We start from the raw sequence: 17,676 nt of genomic DNA, 5'->3' as shown, positions 1-17,676 counted from the left end.
GCGACCCGCTCGGTCGTTCTACACTCCGCGCATCCATGGCCCGCCCCATCCGTACCCTCCACGTGTTCCCCGATGCCAGTCGGCGTCAGGCCGCCTTGCGTGCGGAGCGGAGCGCCCGGGGCCTGGCGATGGGGACGGACCTGCTCACCTGGGATGAGCTGCTGGGCGTGCTCGGGGGCGCTCGCGAGCTGAACCGGCGTCCGTGCCCGGCGGTGGGTGCGCGCGCGGTGATGTCCTCGCTGGGGGCGTTGCTGGGTCCCACGCACTTCGGCGAGTACGTCCGGGAGCCGGCCTTCGCGCGCGCGGGGCTGGACGTGGTGCTGGACCTCAAGGCGGGGCGCCTGTCGCCGCGCGAGCTGCAGGACGCGGTGGAGGTCCTCCCGCCCGAGCGGCAGAAGCACGTGCGGGTGCTCGCCCGGCTGTACCACCTGTACGAGCAGAAGCTGGCGGAGCTGGGCCTCGCTGACCGTGAGGACGTGTTGAGGGGCTCGCGCGAGGCGCTCGGTCGGGGCGAGTGGCCAACGAGCTGGGATGGCGTGGGCACGCTCGTCCTGCATGGCGTTTACGACGTGCGCCCCTCGGGCCTGGAGCTGTTGCTGGCGCTGGCGGCCGCGTGTGAATCGCGGCGCGTGACGCTGCGGGTGGAGACGCCGGTGGGTGGCTCTCCGGTGGCGGACGCGGCGCTGGCCTCGCTGTTCCGCGCGTTCGAGAACCGTGGCGAGACGATGCCGCACGTGGACCTCTTCAAGGCGGACGTCACCTTCGAGGCCCGGCCCTTCATCGACCTGGGGCGCTTCGTCTTCTCGCCCCGGGCGCCGCGCGAGGCGCTGAAGGACGTGGAGCTCCAGCCTCGTGTGTGGAGCGCGGCCACGGCGCGGGAAGAAGCGCGACTGGTCGCCCGGGACGTGCGCCGACTCATCGCCGACGGGGCGTCTCCTTCGGACATCGCCATCGCCTACCGCGAGCTGGGACCGGAGGCCGGGTGGCTTGCTGAATCGCTGGGCGAGCTGGGGGTGCCCGTGCGTCTTCCCTGGGGCGAGCCGCTCGCGCTGGCGGGGCCGGTGCGCCTGGCGCTGGACCTGCCGTTCCTGGTGGAGGATGGCTTTCCGGCCGAGCGCGTGGCGGAGCTGGTGGGCAGTCGCTACGCGCCCACGTTGTCGCGGGGAGGACCGGAGGCGCCCGCGAGCTTCTTCGCCCTGGCCGCCGTGCGTGATGACCGGCTGGGCGCGCTGCGCGGGCGTGGCGCCTATGACATCCGGCTGGATGGGCTCGCGCGTCGACTCCAGGCGTTGCAGGGTGCGCAGAAGAAGGACGGGAGCGCGCGCATCCATGCGGTGCGGCTGCTGCGCGAGCGCTGCCAGTTGCTGGTGGACTACTGCCGACGGATTCCCGAGAAGGGCACCGTCGCGGAGCTGCTGGCCACGTGGTGGCACGTGGTGGAGCGGCTGGGGTTGATGGACTCGGAAGGGCCGCTGGAGGGTCGTGACGAAGGCGGGCTCGCGGCGCGGGCCCTGGATGCGCGAGCCCGTGACGAGGCCGCGCGCGAGGCGCTCCGGCTGCGAGTCCAGGGACTGCTGCGGACGATGAAGGCGGTGGGCGGCGGCCCGGTGTTGCGTCGGCGTACCTTCGGACGCTGGCTGCGCGATGCGATGGCGGACGCGCACCTGCCCGCGCGAGGGCCTCGTGGCTCCGCGGTGGAGGTGCTGGATGCCGCCGAGGTTCCCGGGCGCTCGTTCCGACATCTGTTCCTCGCGGGGCTCACCGAGGGACGTTTCCCTGGAAGGGATGCGCCCTCTCCGTTGCTCGGGGACGCGGAGCGCTCCGCGCTCAACCAGCACCTGGGACGGGATGTGTTCCGGCTGACGGGAGGCGAGTTCGAGGAGCGAGCGCCGTGGCGGCTCACCGAGGACCGGCTGCTGTTCGCCAGCGCGCTCGCGGCGGCGGAGGAGACGCTGAGCCTGTCCTTCGCGATGGAGGGCTCGGGAGGCCAGGAGCAGGTGCCGTCCTCGTTCCTGGAGGAAGTGCGCCGGCTCACCGCGCTGAAGTGGCAGCCGCGCTCGCTGCCGCCCATCCCTCCGCTCGACGAGGTGCTGACGGAGTCCGAGCTGCGTCGCTGCGTGGCGCTGGAAGCCCTGGCGCAGCCGAAGCTGCGCGTCACCGAGCCGGACGCGGCGGCGAGCCTGCTCAAGCGTCACTTCGACAAGGAAGCCTGGTACTCGGGCGCCCGCGAGCTGTCCCTGGTGGAAGTGGAGCGGCTGTTCTTCTTCGGTGACCCGAACAAGAAGCCGGGGCCCTTCACGGGCTCGGTGGACGGGAACACGCAGCGCGCGTCCTTGCGTGAGGCGTTCCGCTTCGACCTCACTCGGCCGCTGTCCGCTTCCGCGCTCGCGCGCTTCGGCAACTGTGGCTTCCAGGGCTTCCTCACGTATGGCCTGAAGGTGGCCGAGCCGGACCGTCCGGGCGAGGAGTTCGACGCGAGGGGCCGCGGCACCTTCTGGCACCGCGTCGTCGAGGAGGTGTTCCAGGCGCTCAAGGAGCACCAGCTCCTGGGCAAGGCGCCGGAGGACGTGCCGGACGAGGTGCTGGACACGGCGCTCCAGTCGGCGGTGGCGCACTTCGAGAAGTTCCATCACGTGGGGCATCCCGCGCTGTGGAAGCTGGCGCATGAGCGCGCGCGGGCGATGGCCCGTCGCATCCTCGTGGATGAGCGGCGCGGGCTTCCGTTCGAGCGGTTGGTGCCAGAGGGCTTCGAACTCCAGTTCGGCCCCGCGGCCACGGACGACCGTTGGCGCCACGTCGTCCTTCCCATCGAAGGGGACGCCATCGTCTTCGAGGGGAAGATCGACCGGCTCGACGTGGCGGGCTCGGAGGTGGGCGTCATCGACTACAAGTCCGGGAAGCTGGACAAGAACGAGCTGAAGAAGCGGCTGCTCACGTCGGACTTCCAGCTGCCGCTGTATCTCTTCGCGGCGCGGGAGAGCGGGCACGCGACGGCGAGTCAGGCCGCGTGGTTCTCGCTGCGCACCGGCGCCACCATCCATCTGTCCGACGTCGTCCCCGCGCAGGAGCTGGATGAGCTGCTGTCCACGGACCCGGAGGTGCGGGCGAGAGTCGCCGCGAAGGAGGGTGGACGCAACCTGCCCAACGCGGTGGAGTCACTCGTGAAGACGCTGCGAGAGGGACAGTTCGCCGCGCGGCCCCAGGACTGCGGCATGTGTGGCTTCCGCGCCGTGTGCCGCATCACCGAGCGCCGGATGACGGAGGAGGGCGGATGAGCGTGGCTCCCTCCCTGCTCGCGCTGGAGCGCAACCTCGCGTTGATGGCGGGCGCTGGCGCGGGCAAGACGTACAGCCTGGTGACGATGACGCTGCACCTGTTGGCCGGTGCGCGCGAGGCGGGCGCGGCGATTCGTCCCGCGCGGCTGTGCATGTTGACCTTCACGGACAAGGCCGCGGCGGAGATGCGCTCCCGCGTGCGCCAGCGTCTGGACGGGCTGGCCCAGGGGGATGCTCGACTGGACCAGGAAGTGGAGCTGCGCGAGTCGCTCGAACGGCTGGGCCGGCCCTTCCCGTTGCCCGATGCGTGGCGGCAGATGCGCGAGGAGCTGGGCTCGGCCACGGTGGGAACCTTCCACTCGCTCTGTGGCCAGTTGTTGCGACGGGCTCCTCCTGCGGTGGGCATCGACCCGAGCTTCGAGGTGCTCGACGAACTGGAGGCCTCCAGCCTCGTGCAGGACGTGGCCGAGCGCGTGGTGTTGGAGTCGCTGGAGGGCGGGGACGCGCAGGTGCGCGAGCTGTGCCAGGAGCTGGGCTTCTCCGGCTCGGGCTTCTCCGACGGACTGGTGGCCGCGCTGGTGTCGGTCTACGGCAAGCTGCGCGAAGAGGGGTTGAAGGCCGCGTCGGCCGCCGTGGGAGACGTGGCGGAGGCTCGCGAGGACCTGGATGAAGTCCTGACGCAGAGCCTGCGGCTGTGCGGTGAAGCGCGCGCGCTGGATGCGAAGGGCGAGTGGAGCCGGCTGGTGGGCGCCCTGGAGAAGGCGCTGAACGGGATGACGGCGGAGAACTTCCATCAGGGAGACCGTTACCCGTGGTTGCGCGCCAGCTTCGCGGCGGATGGGCGCAACTTCGCGAGGCTCAGCAAGGGCGCCGCGGCGCCGGTGCGTGAGCTGTACTGGCGGACGTTCGGCAAGAGCGACGGCTCGGTGCGCAGGCTGGAGGATTCCTGGGCCGCGTGGCGCACGGCGCCCTTCGAGGCCACGTTCCGTGAGCTGCTGGGCCGCGTGGAGACCCGGCACGACGCGGAGTTCTCCCGTCGCAACGTCTTCGACTTCACGTCGTTGCTGGTGAAGGCGAGGGACCTGCTCAGGGACTACCCCGAGTTCCGCCGACAGGTGCAGGAGCGCGTGGGCTCGCTGCTGGTGGACGAGTTCCAGGACACCAACCGTCTCCAGTTGGAGTTGGTGTTGTTGCTCTCGGAGCGGCGCGAGGAAGGCCCGCGCGAACTTGCGCCGGACGTGGACCTGGCCACCGCGCTGCCCCTGGAGCCCGCGTTCCTCTGCGCGGTGGGAGACCGCAAGCAGTCCATCTACGAGTTCCGTGGCGCGGATGTCTCCGTGTTCACGGTGCTCGCCAAGAAGATTGAAGACGAGGGGGGCACGCGCGGCTTCCTGCAGCACAACCGCCGCTCGGTGCCGGGGCTGTTGTCCTTCTTCAATCACGCCTTCGCCGGCGTGCTGGTGGCGGCGGATTCGCAGGCGCCGCGTCCGTTCGAGGTCATCTACGTCCCGGAGGAGGACGACCTGTCCCCGGTGCGTGCCTCGCTCTCCGAGACGGCCGCCGTGGAGCGGCTCCACCTGGAGGAGCAGGAGACCGCGGGCGACTTGCGCTGGCTGGATGCGGACTGCGTGGCGCGACGGCTGCGCATCATGCTCGCGCCGGGCGCGGCGCCCACCGTGGCGCGCGAGGATGGAGAAGGTGCCCGGCCCGCGCGCGGGGGGGACGTGGCCATGCTGTTCCGGACCTTCACGCACCTGGAGGTCTATCGACAGGCGCTCATCCGTCACGGTGTGCCGCACCGGGTGTTGCGCGGACGCGGCTTCTACGGCGCGCAGGAGGTGTTGGACCTGGCCTCGTTGCTGGCGCTGTTGGCGGACTCGGAGGACGCGCTCGCGTTCGCGGCCGTGCTGCGCTCACCGCTCGTGGGGCTGTCGGATGCGTCCCTGTTCCAACTCGCGGGGGAGCAGCCGTTGTCGCTGGCGTCGCCGCGTTTGTCGGACCCCACGGTGCTGGAGTCGCTGCCCGAGCGCGAGCGGGTGCGCCTGGTGGACTTCCTCGCCGCGCTGCCCGCGTTGCGCCAGGAGAGGGACCGCCTGGGTGTGAGGGAGCTGCTGCTCGCGGCGCTGGACATGACGGGGTATCGCGAGGCGTTGGCGGGCTCGCCCTACGCGGAGCAGGCGAGCGCCAACGTGGAGAAGCTGCTGTCGCTGGCGTCGCGGCGTGACGAGCGTGGCACGGGGGGCTGTGTGGCCTTCGCGCGAGAGCTGCGCATGCTGGCCGAGTCCGACCCCACCGAGGCGCAGGCGGACCTGCTGGACGCGGGTGACCCACGCGCGGTGCAGTTGCTCACCATCCACCGCGCCAAGGGCCTGGAGTGGCCCGTCGTCGTGGTGCCGGGCATGGGCGGCCGGCGTCGGAGCACCTCCGGGCGCGCGCACTTCGAGCGCTCTCATGGCATCGCCCTGCGGCCGTGGGTGCCGGACTCGTTGGAGGGCTACACCTCCAATCGCTTCGAGGCCGTGCGACAGGAACTCAAGGCGCGCGAGGACGCCGAGTACCGCCGCCTGCTCTACGTGGCCCTCACGCGCGCGAGGGACTTGTTGGTCCTCTCTGGAGGAGAGGAGCCTCGCGCGGGCAAGGACTCGTGGTGGCATCTCATCGATGCGCGGTTGGAAGACGTCACCACGCGCGAGTTCGTCGACGACGTGGACGTGGACGAACTGCCACCGCCCGCGGACCCGGAGCCACCGGGACCGGAGTCGCTCGCTCGCGCGGGGGCTCGCGTGGAGGCCGCGCTGCTGCGCGTGCGGGGCGGGCTGGTGGAGATGGGCGAGTCACCCGGCGGAGTCTCCGCTCCCGTGAGCGCGGTGCAGGACTTCCTCGCCTGTCCTCGGCGCTTCCACTACGTGCACCGGCTGGGGTTGCGCGCGGCGCCCTGGCCCTGGGAAGCCCCTGTCCGGGACGCGCCACTACTGGTCGACCCGGAGGGGTGGCTGCCCGCGAAGAGTCCAGCGGAGCTGGTGCGTGAGTTGTTGCGGAGAGCGGACCTGCGACTCGCCTCGGCGCGTGACGTGGACGTGACGGAGCGCCGAGCGCATCTGGAGTCATTGTTGCGCGAGGCAGGCTCGCTTCCGGACGACGAGGGCATGGAGGACGTCCTGTCGACGGTGGAGCGCTTCCTCGTCACGGACTTCGCTCGCTCGGTGGCGGAGTCTCCCTCGCGCATGGTGCACCGGAGCCTGGCCTTCTCGCTGTCCCTGGAGGACGGCGTCTCCCTGGAGGGCGAGGTGGATGTCCTGTGGGAATCACCTCGCGGTGAGGCGGTGGTGGTCGCCTACAAGTCGGGTGGACGACATCCCCTGGGGGCCGCCGCGTATACACACGAGCTGGCGGCGCTGGCGTTGGCGGCTCGACGGATGGTGCGGCCTGGAGTCCCCGTCCGTGTGGGCGTGGTCTTCCTGGGCGAGGCCCGGCCCGAGCCCGAGTGGAGCATGGACGGGGTGGGTCAAGAGGAAGCGGCCAGGCGGCTCGCCGACGGCGCGCGGGCGCTGGCCCGAGGAGAGGTCCGAGGTGCCTGGGCGGGACGAGAGGTGGCGACCTGCCAGGCCCTGCATTGTGGCTTCTCGGAACACTGTCACCCGGCCCCTTCCGCGTGCTAAGCGGCGGGCACCATGCCGAACGTCGTCGTCATCGGAGCGCAGTGGGGAGATGAGGGTAAGGGCAAGGTCGTCGACCTGCTTACCGAGCATGCCCAGTTGGTCGTCCGCTTCCAGGGCGGCAATAACGCGGGCCATACGCTCGTGGTGGGTGGCCAGAAGACCGTCCTTCACCTGATTCCCTCGGGCATCCTCCACCCGGGCAAGACGTGTGTCATTGGCAACGGAGTGGTGGTGGACCCCGCGGTGCTCGTGGGTGAAATCGATGCGCTCAAGGCGCGCGGTTTCCTCAAGGAGGACTCGCAGCTCCTCATCTCCGACAATGCCCACGTCATCTTCCCGTGGCACAAGCTGCTGGACAGCTTCCGCGAGAAGGCCCGCGGTGGCAGCGCCATTGGGACCACCGGTCGCGGTATCGGCCCGTCCTACGAGGACAAGGTCGCGCGCCGGGGCATCCGCATGCGTGACCTGCTCAATTCGGACCGGCTGCGCAAGCGCATCGAGGAGCGGCTGCCGCAGGCGCTCGAGGAGCTCAAGGAACTGTGCGCGAAGGCGGGCGTTCCGGTGCCGCAGCTGGAGGTGCCGCAGGTCCTGGCCGAGTTCTCCGCGCTGGGCGAGCGACTCAAGCCCTACGTGCACGACGCCTCGTTGTTCCTCGCGGAGCAGGTGCGCAAGGGCGCGCGCATCCTCTTCGAGGGCGCGCAGGGCACGCTGCTCGACGTGGACCACGGCACCTATCCCTTCGTCACGTCGTCGAACTGCGTGGCCGGCAACGCGGCGGTGGGCTCGGGCCTGGGGCCCACGGCCATCGACAAGGTGATGGGCATCAGCAAGGCCTACACCACGCGCGTGGGCGGCGGTCCGTTCCCCACGGAGCTGAACGACGCGATTGGCGATCAGCTGCGCAAGGTCGGTGATGAGTTCGGCGCGACGACGGGTCGCCCCCGCCGCTGCGGCTGGTTGGATGGCGTGGTGCTGCGCTACGCGGTGCGCGTCAACGGCCTGTGGGGCATCGCGCTCACCAAGCTCGACGTGCTCAGCGGGCTCAAGTCGCTCCAGCTCTGCAACGCGTACGACCTGGATGGCCAGAAGGTCACCGAGCTGCCCGGGGACTACGAGGACCTGGCGCGCGTCAAGCCCATCTACGAGACACTGCCCGGTTGGGACGAGAAGCTCGCCGGCGTGCGCAGCTTCGACGAGCTGCCGGAGAACGCGAAGCGCTACGTCCGTCGCGTGGAGGAGATCAGCGGCGTCCCCGTGGTGTGCGTCTCCGTGGGCGCTGACCGTGGCGAGACGGTTTTGCTGCAGAACCCCTTCCGCAGCTAAGGCGGGGAAGCGCACCCTCGGAGGAAACTTCCCACCGAGGGTGCGGGAGCGCCGTGACGCCGTCCCCGGTTTCTGCTACGGCAGTCGGGAGCCACCCCCTGGGGGACGTCATGGTTTTCGTGAGCAGGTCCGTCATCGCCCTGACCGCGGTGTTGCTGCTCGGCGCCGCGGAGCCTTCCGAGCCCGCCCGGGCTGCCTTCGCTCGCGGTGAGTCAGCGCTCTCCGGTGGTCGTCTGGATGAGGCCGCCATCGCCTATCGCGAGGCGCTGGCCGCCACGCCTGGATACGCCCCGGCGCTCAATGGCCTGGGCAGTGTCCTGTTCCGCCAGGGCCAGCTGAAGGACGCCATGGCGCGCTTCATCGAGGCCACGGACGCGGACCCCCAGCACAAGATGGCGTTCTTCAACCTGGGCTATGCCGCGCGCAAGGCCGGGGATGCCTCCACCGCCGCGCGAGCGTATGCGCGCTACGTCCAGCTCGAGCCCGACGACGCGGACGGCTACTACGGACTGGCGGAGAGCCACCGTCAGCTTGGTGACAAGGCCCAGGCGATTGCCGCGTATCAGGGCTACATCGCCCTTGAGCGGCGGCCCTCGGAGCAGATCTGGGTGCAGAAGGCGCGAGGGCACCTGAAGGCCCTGGGCGGAGTGCCCCTGCCCGCGACAGCCGAGCGCACGGGCCCGCGTGTCGCCGCCGCGCCGCCACCTTCATCCGTTGTTCCCGCGAGCGAGGCCGTCCCTCCCGTGGGGAGCGCGGAGCCCGCGAGTGGCGTGCGTGAGAAGGGGAGCACCCCGAGCGCCACGCCCGTGGCGGGAAGTGCCTCCCCGGAGGGGAGCAGCGCGCAGAAGGGGACTGCTGCTCAGGCTGGGACTGTCGCTCCGGCGGGGAGCGCGGGCCCGGCGGTGGGGCTTGCCCAAGCTGAGTCGGCCTCATCCACGGGGAACGCCGCGCAGGATCCGCTGCCCTTCCCGTCGACACGCGCGGCCACGGAGGGCTCCCAGGAGCGGCCGTCGAACCCGGCGCTCGCGGCCTCGCGCATCCGTGATGGCGATGCGCTGATGAAGGAGCGCCGCTACCGTGAGGCGGCCTTCGCGTTCCTGGACGCGTCGCACGCGGACGCCAGCCATGTGGAGGCCCTCTTCAAGCTGGGCAATGCGTTGGCGGTGCTCGGCTACTACGGGCAGGCGGTGGAGAAGTGGGAGACGGCGACGCGGCTCACGCAGGACGCCGCCATCCGTCAGAGCGCGCAGGACAACATCACCCGGGCTCGCGCGAAGCTGGCCCAGGCGGGCGCTTCACCCCAGGCCGCGGGGCAGGCACCTGGCTCCGGACCTGTCGCTGACACGACGCGTGCCCAGGCCCGGCGAGCCTATGAGCAGGGCGTGCAGCGCATCGGTGCACGGGACTTCGCCACCGCGCTGACGCATCTGACCCAGGCCATCCAGCTCGAGCCCATGCTGGCGGTCGCCTACACCGCGCGCGGCAGCGCGAACATCGGCCTGCGTCGCTACGCGGAGGCCGCGGCGGACTACCAGTTCGCGTTGGAGTTGGAGCCCCAGGTGGCCTCCCCCCTTTACGGGTTGGCAGAGTCCTACCGCGCCCTCGGTCGCAACGCCGAGGCCCGTGGCCTCTACGAGCGCTACGCCGCTTCGTCCGCCGCGGATGTCCGACCTCAGCTCCAGGAGGAATCTCGACAGAAGGCCACGAAGCTGCGTTGACCGGCTGGCAGGCGGGCGCCGGGGCAGGTGGATCCTGTCAGTCCCAGGCACTAATTTGGATGCATGGCCGTGCGCGACGCGGAGATGGACGAACGGCAGGTTTTCCGCCCCCGTCGGGGGCTGGCGGCCTCGATGGCGGTGGCTGGCCTGCTCTGGGTGGCGGTGCTTCTCTACCTCTTCAAGTTCGAAGGGGTCCCGCTGAAGACCTTCCTCTCGGCGGGCTTCTTCATCCTCTTCTTCGGCGTCTCGCTCACGTACTACGCGCGAACGCTCATCGTCGTGGATGCCCGGGGCATCACCTACCGGGGCATGGTGCGAACCCGGCGGTTCTCCTTCGCGGATATCCGCAACGTGGACGTCCTGCCGGGGCCCGTCACCGTCTACGCGATTCGTGGACAGTGGGGATTCGTACACTTCACGAGCTTCTTCCGGCACCACCAGACGCTCGCCCGGATTCTCGTCGAACGTGCCGGGTTGGGGCCTCTGCCGGGCTGACTATCCCGTCGCCAGCACATAGGTGACGAGCAACCCCGCCAGCGCCGCCGCTCCGCCCAATCCAATGAGCCACCATTCCGCGTGAGCGCGGCGCACGGTGGGCCGAGCCTCCGAGGGCCCCTTTGCCTCGGCCCCCTCGCCGTCGGGTGTCGGAACCTCGACGATTCCTTCCGGGGGCCGTGAAGGGGGCTCACTGGCGACGGAATCAGGTGCGAGTTCCTCCAGCGGGGCCTGGAATCGCAGCAGCGTCCGGCCCAGCTCCAGGACGTCGCCATCGGACAGGGGCACCTGTTCTCTCACCCGCTGACCATTGACGAAGACACCGTTGGGACTGCCCAGGTCCTCCAGGGTGAAGGTGCCCTCGTCCTCGTCGTGGAGGATGCAGGCGTGGCTGCGCGAGACGGCGCGGTCTCGAAGGCGCAGCGTCGCCTCCTGGCCGCGACCCAGCCTGGTGCGTGCCTCCGCGAGCGCGTGGGTGCGGCCCACGTCCAGCCCCGTCAGACAGGTGAGGGTGGCGGCTCGGGACGGGGCGGGTGCGTCCAGGCCCGTGAGCAATCCCTTGAGCACGGCGACCGTGCCCAGGCCGCGCTCCATGGGGGCTTCCGGCAGCACGCTCAGGAGCATCGTGTCGGGCAGTCCCAGCACTTCACCCGGGAGGACCAGTCGGGACACACCGGGTGGCACGAGCACGCCGTTGACGTTGAAGGTCCGCGTCGCCTCCACCATGAGCTGGGACCCTTCGATGCGCAGGGTCAACAGCTTGGGCGGGAGGGACTCCAGGCGGATGTGGTCGTCGGGACCGCCGCCCAGCAGGTGGTGTCCTTCGGGCAGTTCGAAGGGCGTGGTGGTGCCCAGGTGTTGGAACTCGAAGCGCATGGCCCGACGTGGAGCAACGCGCGGACCGGCACGCCGCTCGGGGAATCGCGCGCTTACCGGGCGTGAGCGTCCGGGACGGCGTCAGTCCATCCCCACGGCGAGACGCTCGCCCGGATACACCGCCACGCCCGAGCCATCCGCGACGAACGCCGACGTGGGAGTCCCGCTCAGGACGGACGTGAAGCGGTCGCCATACAGCCGCGAGACGTCACAGTCGAAGGCCACGTCGTCCGCCTGCCACACGGACCACCGCGGGTGCTCCACGCGGTACTCGGCGCAGCCGCCATCGCGCTGGGGCGTGTAACCCCAGTAGTGCTCGGTGATGAACGCTTCCTGCGAGTCGGGGGCGCTGGCGACAGGGCGGCCGCGAGTGCTCGCCGCCAGGCGCTGCCAGCGGCCCTCGTGCTTCCACGCGTATTCCAGCCGGCCCGGAGCGCCCTGCTCGGCGCCCTCCATCTCCACGATGTGCCGCATGGGCAGCGCGAGATAGGGCTCGTTGTAGACGACGCGCGCCACGGTGGCGATGGCCCAGCGAGGGACCAGCTCCCGCACGAAGGCCACGCCGCGCCGCCAGCCTTCGGGGCCGCGATGGCGCACGTAGTAGCGCAGGTTCACCTCGTCGAATTCCCGGTGGAAGGGCACCGCGAGTCCGCGCACGCGGGTGTCCAGGAAGCGGAAGCCCACCATGCTGACGAAGGTCTTCCCCTGCCACGTGTCCAGCTCCGTGCCCCGCGGCACGAGCGGCGCGAGCACCTTCGGGTCCACCTCGTAGTTGAGCATCACGAGGTACCGCCACGTGGCCGTGAGAAAGGGGCGCATGCCCCTTCGTAATGCGCGCGAAGCCGCGACGTCCTGGCCGGCGCATCCTTCCCGGCACTCCGGCTTACTGGATTCGGAAGCCGATGTTTTGTGGCAGCGAGAACATGTAGAGGGTCGCCACCACCATCATCACCCCTGCCAGCGCGAGGAGGGCGATCTTCAGCGAGGGGTGGAGCAGCTTCGTCGACACGCCCGCGAAGAAGAGGACGGAGGCGAAGAGGACGACGCAGAAGGTGAAGTTGTCGCCGTTCTGGTTGGACTGTCGCGCCTGTTCGAAGGCCTTCTCGGCTTCTGCGGCCAGCTCCCGACTCTTGTCGAGCGTGGCGGGGTGGTACTCGGGTCGGGTGAAGGGCGTTCCCTCTGGAGCCTCGCCCGGGCGGGTTGCCTCCGCGCGCCAGGCTTCGAAGGCGGGTCTGAATTCCTCCCGGAAGCGGCGCTCGTAGAAGTCGAGCCTTTGCGAGTCGCCGTCGGTCCACGCGTCCGCCCAGCTCTCGAAGAGGCTGGTGTCGATTTCAACCAGCAGCGCCATCGTCGTGGAGGCGCGCACCGACTCGGCGCGCAGCGCGTTCGCCTTGCTGTACTGGAAGGATTGGTCTCCGCTCCACCGGGTCGACTGGTAGGCGGTCCATGCGGACCCGACGGTGGCGAGGGCCAGCAGCACGGTGGCCAGGAGCTCCAGCACGTACTCACGGCGCCGCTCATGCGCGGGACGGAGGTGGAGGAGCGCGTCGGCGATCTCCTTCTCGAGTTCGGGCGGAACCGTCGCGGGCGTGTCCATGTCGTGGGCCCTTCGTCACTGCGGTGGGGTGGGACTCGTCGTGGCCTGGGTCGCCGTCACCACGGGCCCCTTGGGGCCTGGCTGGAGCTCGTACTGCACGGAGCCCTGTCGCGATGGACAGCAGAGCGGGTCGTCCGCGGCGTAGCGACGCACGGTAGCCGTCAGGTTCCTGGGGCTGTAGAGGCGGACCTCACCCATGGCTCCGTCGAAGCGGTCCGTCATCGGCTCCGGTGCCAGGGTGCCCGCGAAGCGGCCGTCGACGAAGACGAACACCTGGAAGCCCATGGCGCGGCACATGCCGTCGCCTTCCGCGGCGGCGGTGATGACCTCCGTCGTGTCGAAGACCTGGAGCGGGCCCAGCAGCGTCCACCCCGCCTTCACCAAGGCCCGGTCCGACGCGGTGGTGGGCTTGCGCGCGAACCGTGCGCAGCGTCCGGTGCGAAGGGACTGGCCATCGCCCGGGAGCGCCTTGGGCAGGCGAGCGCCCGACGTGTTCCAGGAGGGCAGGGGCTTCGCGTCCAGCCAGGTGGAGCCCGTGGATACGGAGTCGTCGGAAGCCGCCATCGCGAAGAGGGGTGCCAACACCGCGCAGAGCAGGGCCGTGGGCGCGAGCAACCGACTACGCGACATGGGCGAAACCTCCCGGAAGATGCCGGCTTGAAGATGGAGCCTGCGCCCCGCGAATGGGACGCAGAGGGCACGGCCGGGCAGGTGCGCGGAGGGTCGCCAGGGCTTCCCTTCGTGGCGAACGGGCCCACTCTCCACCGTGAAGTCGCTAGGATGCCCGCCGCCGATGCGCACCCCTTCCACCGTCCTTCTCCTGACCCTCTCGTGCCTCGTGGCCGCGTGCCGCGATGAACAGGCGGGCCCCAAGCCGCGCACGTCCCGACTGCCCGAGCCCGCGAAGGCCCGCGTCCTGGACGCCGCGCCCTCGGACCTGACGTACCGAAGCGGCGCCACGTTCGCGGGGGGCTCGGTGGTGTACCTGGGCTCGAAGGTGACGCCCGCTCATGCCACCCCGGGCGAGCAGGTCCGGCTGGCGCACTACTTCCAGGCGGTGCGTCCGCCTCCGCAGGGGTATGGCTTCTTCGTCCACGTGGTGGACGCGGCGACCGGCGGAATGCTCGTCAACGCGGACCACGAGATTCAGGACGGCGCGGCGCCGCTGGCCTCATGGCCGGTGGGCAAGGTCGTCGAGGACATCCACTCCGTGCCGATGCCGCCCGTGCCCTCTCGGGCGATGCTGGGCTTCTGGCGCGGCGACGAGCGGCTGCCTGTGGATGACGCCGCCTCTCACGACGGGGCACACCGAATGCTTGGTCCCCAGCTCGGCGGCGCGGCTCCGGAGCTGCCCGAGTATGTCGTCCGCAGGGCGGGCACCGCGCCCACCATCGACGGTGTGCTCGACGACGCGGTCTGGAAGGAGGCCGCGCCCGTGGTGTTGAGGGGCAGCTTCGACGGGCGCGCGGTGCGACTGCGCACCGAGGCGCGTCTCGCCTACGACAACGCGTACCTCTATGTGGCCTTCGACAGCGAGGACCCCGACGTCTGGGGCACGCTGCGCAAGCGCGACGACCCCATCTACGAGCAGGAGGTGGTGGAAATCTTCCTCGACGCCAACGCGGACGGGCGCACGTACAACGAGCTGCAGGTGTCACCGCACAACGTCAACTTCGATGCGTACTTCCCCGCGCGTCGGCAGGGAATGGACCTGTCCTGGGACTCGGGGATGACGACGGCGGTGAAGGTCCGGGGCACGCTGGACGACGCCTCCGACAAGGACGAGGGCTGGTCCGTGGAGATGCGGATTCCCTTCGCGAAGCTCGCCGAGGTCCCCCAGGTGCCTCCCCAGCCGGGAGCGCGCTGGCGCTTCAATCTCTACCGCCTGGAGCACCATGGCCGCCGCACCGTGGAGGGGCAGGCCTTCTCGCCCCTCTTCGTCGGTGACTTCCATGCACTGCCGCGCTTCGCGTGGCTGACCTTCCAGTGAAGACGACCGTGCCCCGCGCGCTCACGCGTGCGGAGTGATGTCCCACTGGGCATCCGCCACGGAGCGCTCGGAAGGGTCCCCGAGGAAGCGGAGGTAGCCCTGGAGCTCCAGCGTATCGATGAGCTCCTCGGCTTCCTGCTGGGAGAAGCCCTTCATGTCCACGAGCAAGTCCCGCATGAGCGACTTGCCGCGCAGGTAGCCCACGGGTTCTCCAGGGCCCAGCGCGTCCTTCAGGTCCGCCGTCAGTTGCCGCAGGTCGATGTCCTCGGGATTCATCGCCTCAACGATGGGAATGCCGCGCATCAACGGCAAGTCGAGCGTCCTCACCGGCGGGCTCGCGCGTCAGGTGAGGGACCAGCCGGACATCCCGCCCGTCACTCTCCACGGTGACGGCGCCGTCGATGTCCGTCCTCCAACACTCGCTGCCCGCTGCGCGATAGCGCGCCTCCACCTCCGGATGGGGAAAACCGAAGCGGTTGCGCCGGCCGACACAGAACACCACGTGCTTGGGGCGTATGCGGTCCACCAGGGCCTGCGTGGAGGACGTGCGTGAGCCGTGGTGCGGGGCCTTCAGCACCGTCACCGGGCCCAGGCTGTCAGCCAGAAGCTCCTCTGCGTCATGCTCCATGTCTCCGGGCAGCAGCACCGTGACGTCACCGTGGCGGACCCGCAGCACCACGCTGCGGTCATTCACGCCTTCCAACAGCTCGCGCTCCGCGTCCCCCGGCGGGCCCAGGACCTCCACCGTCGCCTCGCCCAGGAGCAGCGAGGGATGTCCGGCCTGCACTTCCTCCACGCTCGCATCGCGCGCGGCCGACACCACCTGCCGAGACAGCGGTCCGCCCTCGTCGCCCGCCGGCAACCACAGGCGCGCGGTGGGCACGTGCTCCAGCGTGGACACCAACCCGAGCGCATGGTCCGGATGCGGATGGGACAGCACCGTCAGGTCCAGTGTGGAGATGCCCTGGTGTCGGAGGTAGGGGACGACGAAGCGCAGCCCCGTGTCGGCGCCTCCTGGCGAGCCACCGCCATCCACGAGCGCATGGTGTCCGCGCGAACTGAGCACCACCGCGTCTCCCTGGCCGACCGAGAGGAAGGTGACGCGCAGGCCCGGCTCGGGCGCGAGCCGTGGAACGAGCGCCGCGGCGACCAGGGCCACCGGCGCCAGCCATCCGCCCCCGCGCCACCGGCCCGTTCCCAGGGCCCACGTCAACAATCCGAAGGCATAGAGCGCCGACCAGGCCCCGAGTGGCGGTACCTCCACCGAGGCCAGGGGCATGGCCGCGAACACCCGGGTGAGCCACAGCAGGGCCTCCGACGCCCAGGCGCCCGCCCACAGCACGGGAGTCGCCAGGGGAGGCGCCACCACGAACAGCGCAGCCCCGCCCGCCGCGAGTCCCGTGAGCAGCCCGCACAGGGGCAGGGCGACGACATTGGAGAGGAGCCCCGCGAGGCTCACCCGCCCGAAGGCCGACGCCGCCACGGGCAGTCCCGCGAGTGTTGCCGCCGCGCTCGCGCACAGCGTCTGTGCCACGGCCTCGCGTCCCTGCCCCCACAGTCGCGCCCATCGACGTGGCTCGCGCGGGTCCGGCCGAGGGAAGGGCAGGGCCAGTCGCAGGGCCGGCACGAGCAGCACGAGTCCGAGCACCGCGAGGAACGACAGTCGCAGCGACAGGTCCTCCACGCTGGAGGGCGCACACAGCACCAGCACCAGCGCGGCGGCACAGAGGCCATTCAACCCGTCCGCGCGCTTCCACCACGCCAGGCCCAACAACACCACCGTGGCCATCACGGCTGAGCGCACCGCCGGCGGCTGGCTGCCGGTGAACAGCACGTAGGCCCAGACGAAGGGCACCGCCGCGGGTGCCGCCACCCGTCGAGCATCCAGCTTCCGCCACCGGGCCCCCGCCCGCACCAGCAGACGCCGCAACAGCGCGAGGGTCATCAGCGCCAGGGCCGCGACATGGAGCCCGCTCACGCTCAGCACGTGCGCGAGACCCGCCCGGGAGAAGGCCTCCTCCCAATCCGCGTCCAGCTCCGCGCGCCGCCCCGCCGCGAGCGTGAGGAAGAGGGCCGCGGAGTCACGAGAGGGCGCTACCCGGTGCGTCGCCTCGGCGAGCCGCTCCCGCGTGTCCTCCATCACCCAGCGCCACGCGGGCGCGAGCGACAGCACCAGCACACGCTCCGCGCTCGTCGCCCCCGTGAAGGCCACGCCCTGCCTGCGCCGGACCGACGTGAAGTCCTTCTCACCTGGATTGGCGGCGGGCGCGTCCGGAGCAAGGCGAACCCTTGCCCGCAGTCGTTGACCCGGCAGCAGTGGCGGCGCGGCTCCGCGAAGCGTCAGGTTCAGCTTGAAGCGGGCACTCTCGAGCGCCCCTTCCTCGGGCCCCGCGCGAACCACCGCGAGCCGGACCCGGGTGGCTCCGTCCAGGAGGTCCACCCGCCCGGCTTCGCCCTCCACCACGGCCTCGCCGCCCTTCGCCAGGGCCGTCGGAACCAGGGTCTGGGATTCCCAGCGCGCCAGGCCCGCACCGGCCATCCAGAGTGCGCCCAGCACCGCCAGATGAGCACCAGGCAGCCGGGCGAGCACCAGCCCGGCCACTCCCAGCAAAACCCCGCAGACCAGAAATAGCTCCGCCGGGCCGTCCGTTCCAGGAGACCAGAGAGCGCCTAGCAGCAAGCTCAACGAAGGAAAGAAAAGGGGACGCGTCCCCAGGTCGCGCCACGCGTAACGATCCACCCG

At 70.6% G+C, this 17,676-nt stretch carries 12 protein-coding genes; 6 read left to right on the top strand and 6 right to left on the bottom strand.

All coding sequences use genetic code 11. The annotated features are described in order from the left end of the window. Window positions 1-35: 35 nt before the first annotated feature. From HR086_RS17260 to HR086_RS17240, 5 genes are all read left to right on the top strand, one after another. Entirely contained in the window at window positions 36-3,275 is a 3,240-nt protein-coding gene (locus HR086_RS17260; RefSeq protein ID WP_174454934.1) for a PD-(D/E)XK nuclease family protein, read from the top strand. Next, window positions 3,272-6,934, top strand: coding sequence for a UvrD-helicase domain-containing protein (locus HR086_RS17255; protein WP_174461888.1), 3,663 nt, complete (start codon window positions 3,272-3,274; stop codon window positions 6,932-6,934). The genes HR086_RS17260 and HR086_RS17255 overlap by 4 nt, the downstream gene beginning before the upstream one ends. A gap of 12 nt (window positions 6,935-6,946) precedes the next feature. Next, a complete protein-coding gene (locus tag HR086_RS17250) occupies window positions 6,947-8,257 on the top strand; it encodes an adenylosuccinate synthase (RefSeq protein WP_141646300.1) in 1,311 nt (436 codons plus the stop codon). A gap of 110 nt (window positions 8,258-8,367) precedes the next feature. Next, the gene (locus HR086_RS17245) at window positions 8,368-9,975 is read left to right on the top strand and encodes a tetratricopeptide repeat protein (RefSeq protein ID WP_174461889.1); all 1,608 of its coding nucleotides are present in this window, start codon (window positions 8,368-8,370) and stop codon (window positions 9,973-9,975) included. 63 nt (window positions 9,976-10,038) lie between these two features. Continuing rightward, the gene (locus HR086_RS17240; RefSeq protein ID WP_141646302.1) at window positions 10,039-10,470 is read left to right on the top strand and encodes a PH domain-containing protein; all 432 of its coding nucleotides are present in this window, start codon (window positions 10,039-10,041) and stop codon (window positions 10,468-10,470) included. Here the strand turns inward: HR086_RS17240 and HR086_RS17235 are convergent, their stop codons facing one another. The 4 genes from HR086_RS17235 to HR086_RS17220 form a co-directional block, all read right to left on the bottom strand. Beyond that, a complete protein-coding gene (locus HR086_RS17235) occupies window positions 10,471-11,346 on the bottom strand; it encodes an FHA domain-containing protein (RefSeq protein ID WP_174454937.1) in 876 nt (291 codons plus the stop codon). 81 nt (window positions 11,347-11,427) lie between these two features. Next, a complete protein-coding gene (locus HR086_RS17230; protein ID WP_174466157.1) occupies window positions 11,428-12,165 on the bottom strand; it encodes a YqjF family protein in 738 nt (245 codons plus the stop codon). 64 nt (window positions 12,166-12,229) lie between these two features. Beyond that, window positions 12,230-12,943, bottom strand: coding sequence for a hypothetical protein (locus HR086_RS17225; RefSeq protein WP_174466156.1), 714 nt, complete (start codon window positions 12,941-12,943; stop codon window positions 12,230-12,232). Between the two features lie 15 nt (window positions 12,944-12,958). Next, window positions 12,959-13,573: an LppP/LprE family lipoprotein gene (locus tag HR086_RS17220; RefSeq protein WP_174466155.1), complete on the bottom strand. Its 615-nt coding sequence runs from the start codon at window positions 13,571-13,573 to the stop codon at window positions 12,959-12,961. Window positions 13,574-13,736: 163 nt separating this feature from the next. Here HR086_RS17220 and HR086_RS17215 point away from each other — a divergent pair, with 163 nt between their 5' ends. Next, the gene (locus tag HR086_RS17215; protein ID WP_174461891.1) at window positions 13,737-14,933 is read left to right on the top strand and encodes a carbohydrate-binding family 9-like protein; all 1,197 of its coding nucleotides are present in this window, start codon (window positions 13,737-13,739) and stop codon (window positions 14,931-14,933) included. 21 nt (window positions 14,934-14,954) lie between these two features. On the opposite strand, the gene HR086_RS17210 is transcribed toward HR086_RS17215, so the two are convergent. Together HR086_RS17210 and HR086_RS17205 are read right to left on the bottom strand one after the other, a co-directional pair. After that, a complete protein-coding gene (locus HR086_RS17210; RefSeq protein ID WP_174462013.1) occupies window positions 14,955-15,209 on the bottom strand; it encodes a hypothetical protein in 255 nt (84 codons plus the stop codon). Window positions 15,210-15,213: 4 nt separating this feature from the next. Beyond that, window positions 15,214-17,673, bottom strand: a complete 2,460-nt coding sequence (locus HR086_RS17205; protein ID WP_174461892.1) for a DNA internalization-related competence protein ComEC/Rec2 — start codon at window positions 17,671-17,673, stop codon at window positions 15,214-15,216. Window positions 17,674-17,676: the final 3 nt, after the last annotated feature.

Origin of the sequence: Myxococcus sp. CA039A (assembly GCF_013336645.1) — a bacterium.
Taxonomy (GTDB): Bacteria; Myxococcota; Myxococcia; order Myxococcales; family Myxococcaceae; genus Myxococcus; species Myxococcus llanfairpwllgwyngyllgogerychwyrndrobwllllantysiliogogogochensis.
Note: the sequence above shows the minus strand (reverse complement) of the source record. Positions and strands in the feature narration are given on the sequence as shown.

What these genes read in the sequence shown, in the direction of transcription:
- HR086_RS17240 (WP_141646302.1), top strand. Translation starts at nt 10,039, where the DNA reads ATGGCCGTGCGCGACGCGGAGATGGACGAACGGCAGGTTTTCCGCCCC.
- HR086_RS17250 (WP_141646300.1), top strand. Translation starts at nt 6,947, where the DNA reads ATGCCGAACGTCGTCGTCATCGGAGCGCAGTGGGGAGATGAGGGTAAG.
- HR086_RS17215 (WP_174461891.1), top strand. Translation starts at nt 13,737, where the DNA reads ATGCGCACCCCTTCCACCGTCCTTCTCCTGACCCTCTCGTGCCTCGTG.
- HR086_RS17245 (WP_174461889.1), top strand. Translation starts at nt 8,368, where the DNA reads ATGGTTTTCGTGAGCAGGTCCGTCATCGCCCTGACCGCGGTGTTGCTG.
- HR086_RS17235 (WP_174454937.1), bottom strand. Translation starts at nt 11,346, where the DNA reads ATGCGCTTCGAGTTCCAACACCTGGGCACCACCACGCCCTTCGAACTG.
- HR086_RS17230 (WP_174466157.1), bottom strand. Translation starts at nt 12,165, where the DNA reads ATGCGCCCCTTTCTCACGGCCACGTGGCGGTACCTCGTGATGCTCAAC.
- HR086_RS17220 (WP_174466155.1), bottom strand. Translation starts at nt 13,573, where the DNA reads ATGTCGCGTAGTCGGTTGCTCGCGCCCACGGCCCTGCTCTGCGCGGTG.
- HR086_RS17255 (WP_174461888.1), top strand. Translation starts at nt 3,272, where the DNA reads ATGAGCGTGGCTCCCTCCCTGCTCGCGCTGGAGCGCAACCTCGCGTTG.
- HR086_RS17260 (WP_174454934.1), top strand. Translation starts at nt 36, where the DNA reads ATGGCCCGCCCCATCCGTACCCTCCACGTGTTCCCCGATGCCAGTCGG.
- HR086_RS17225 (WP_174466156.1), bottom strand. Translation starts at nt 12,943, where the DNA reads ATGGACACGCCCGCGACGGTTCCGCCCGAACTCGAGAAGGAGATCGCC.
- HR086_RS17210 (WP_174462013.1), bottom strand. Translation starts at nt 15,209, where the DNA reads ATGAATCCCGAGGACATCGACCTGCGGCAACTGACGGCGGACCTGAAG.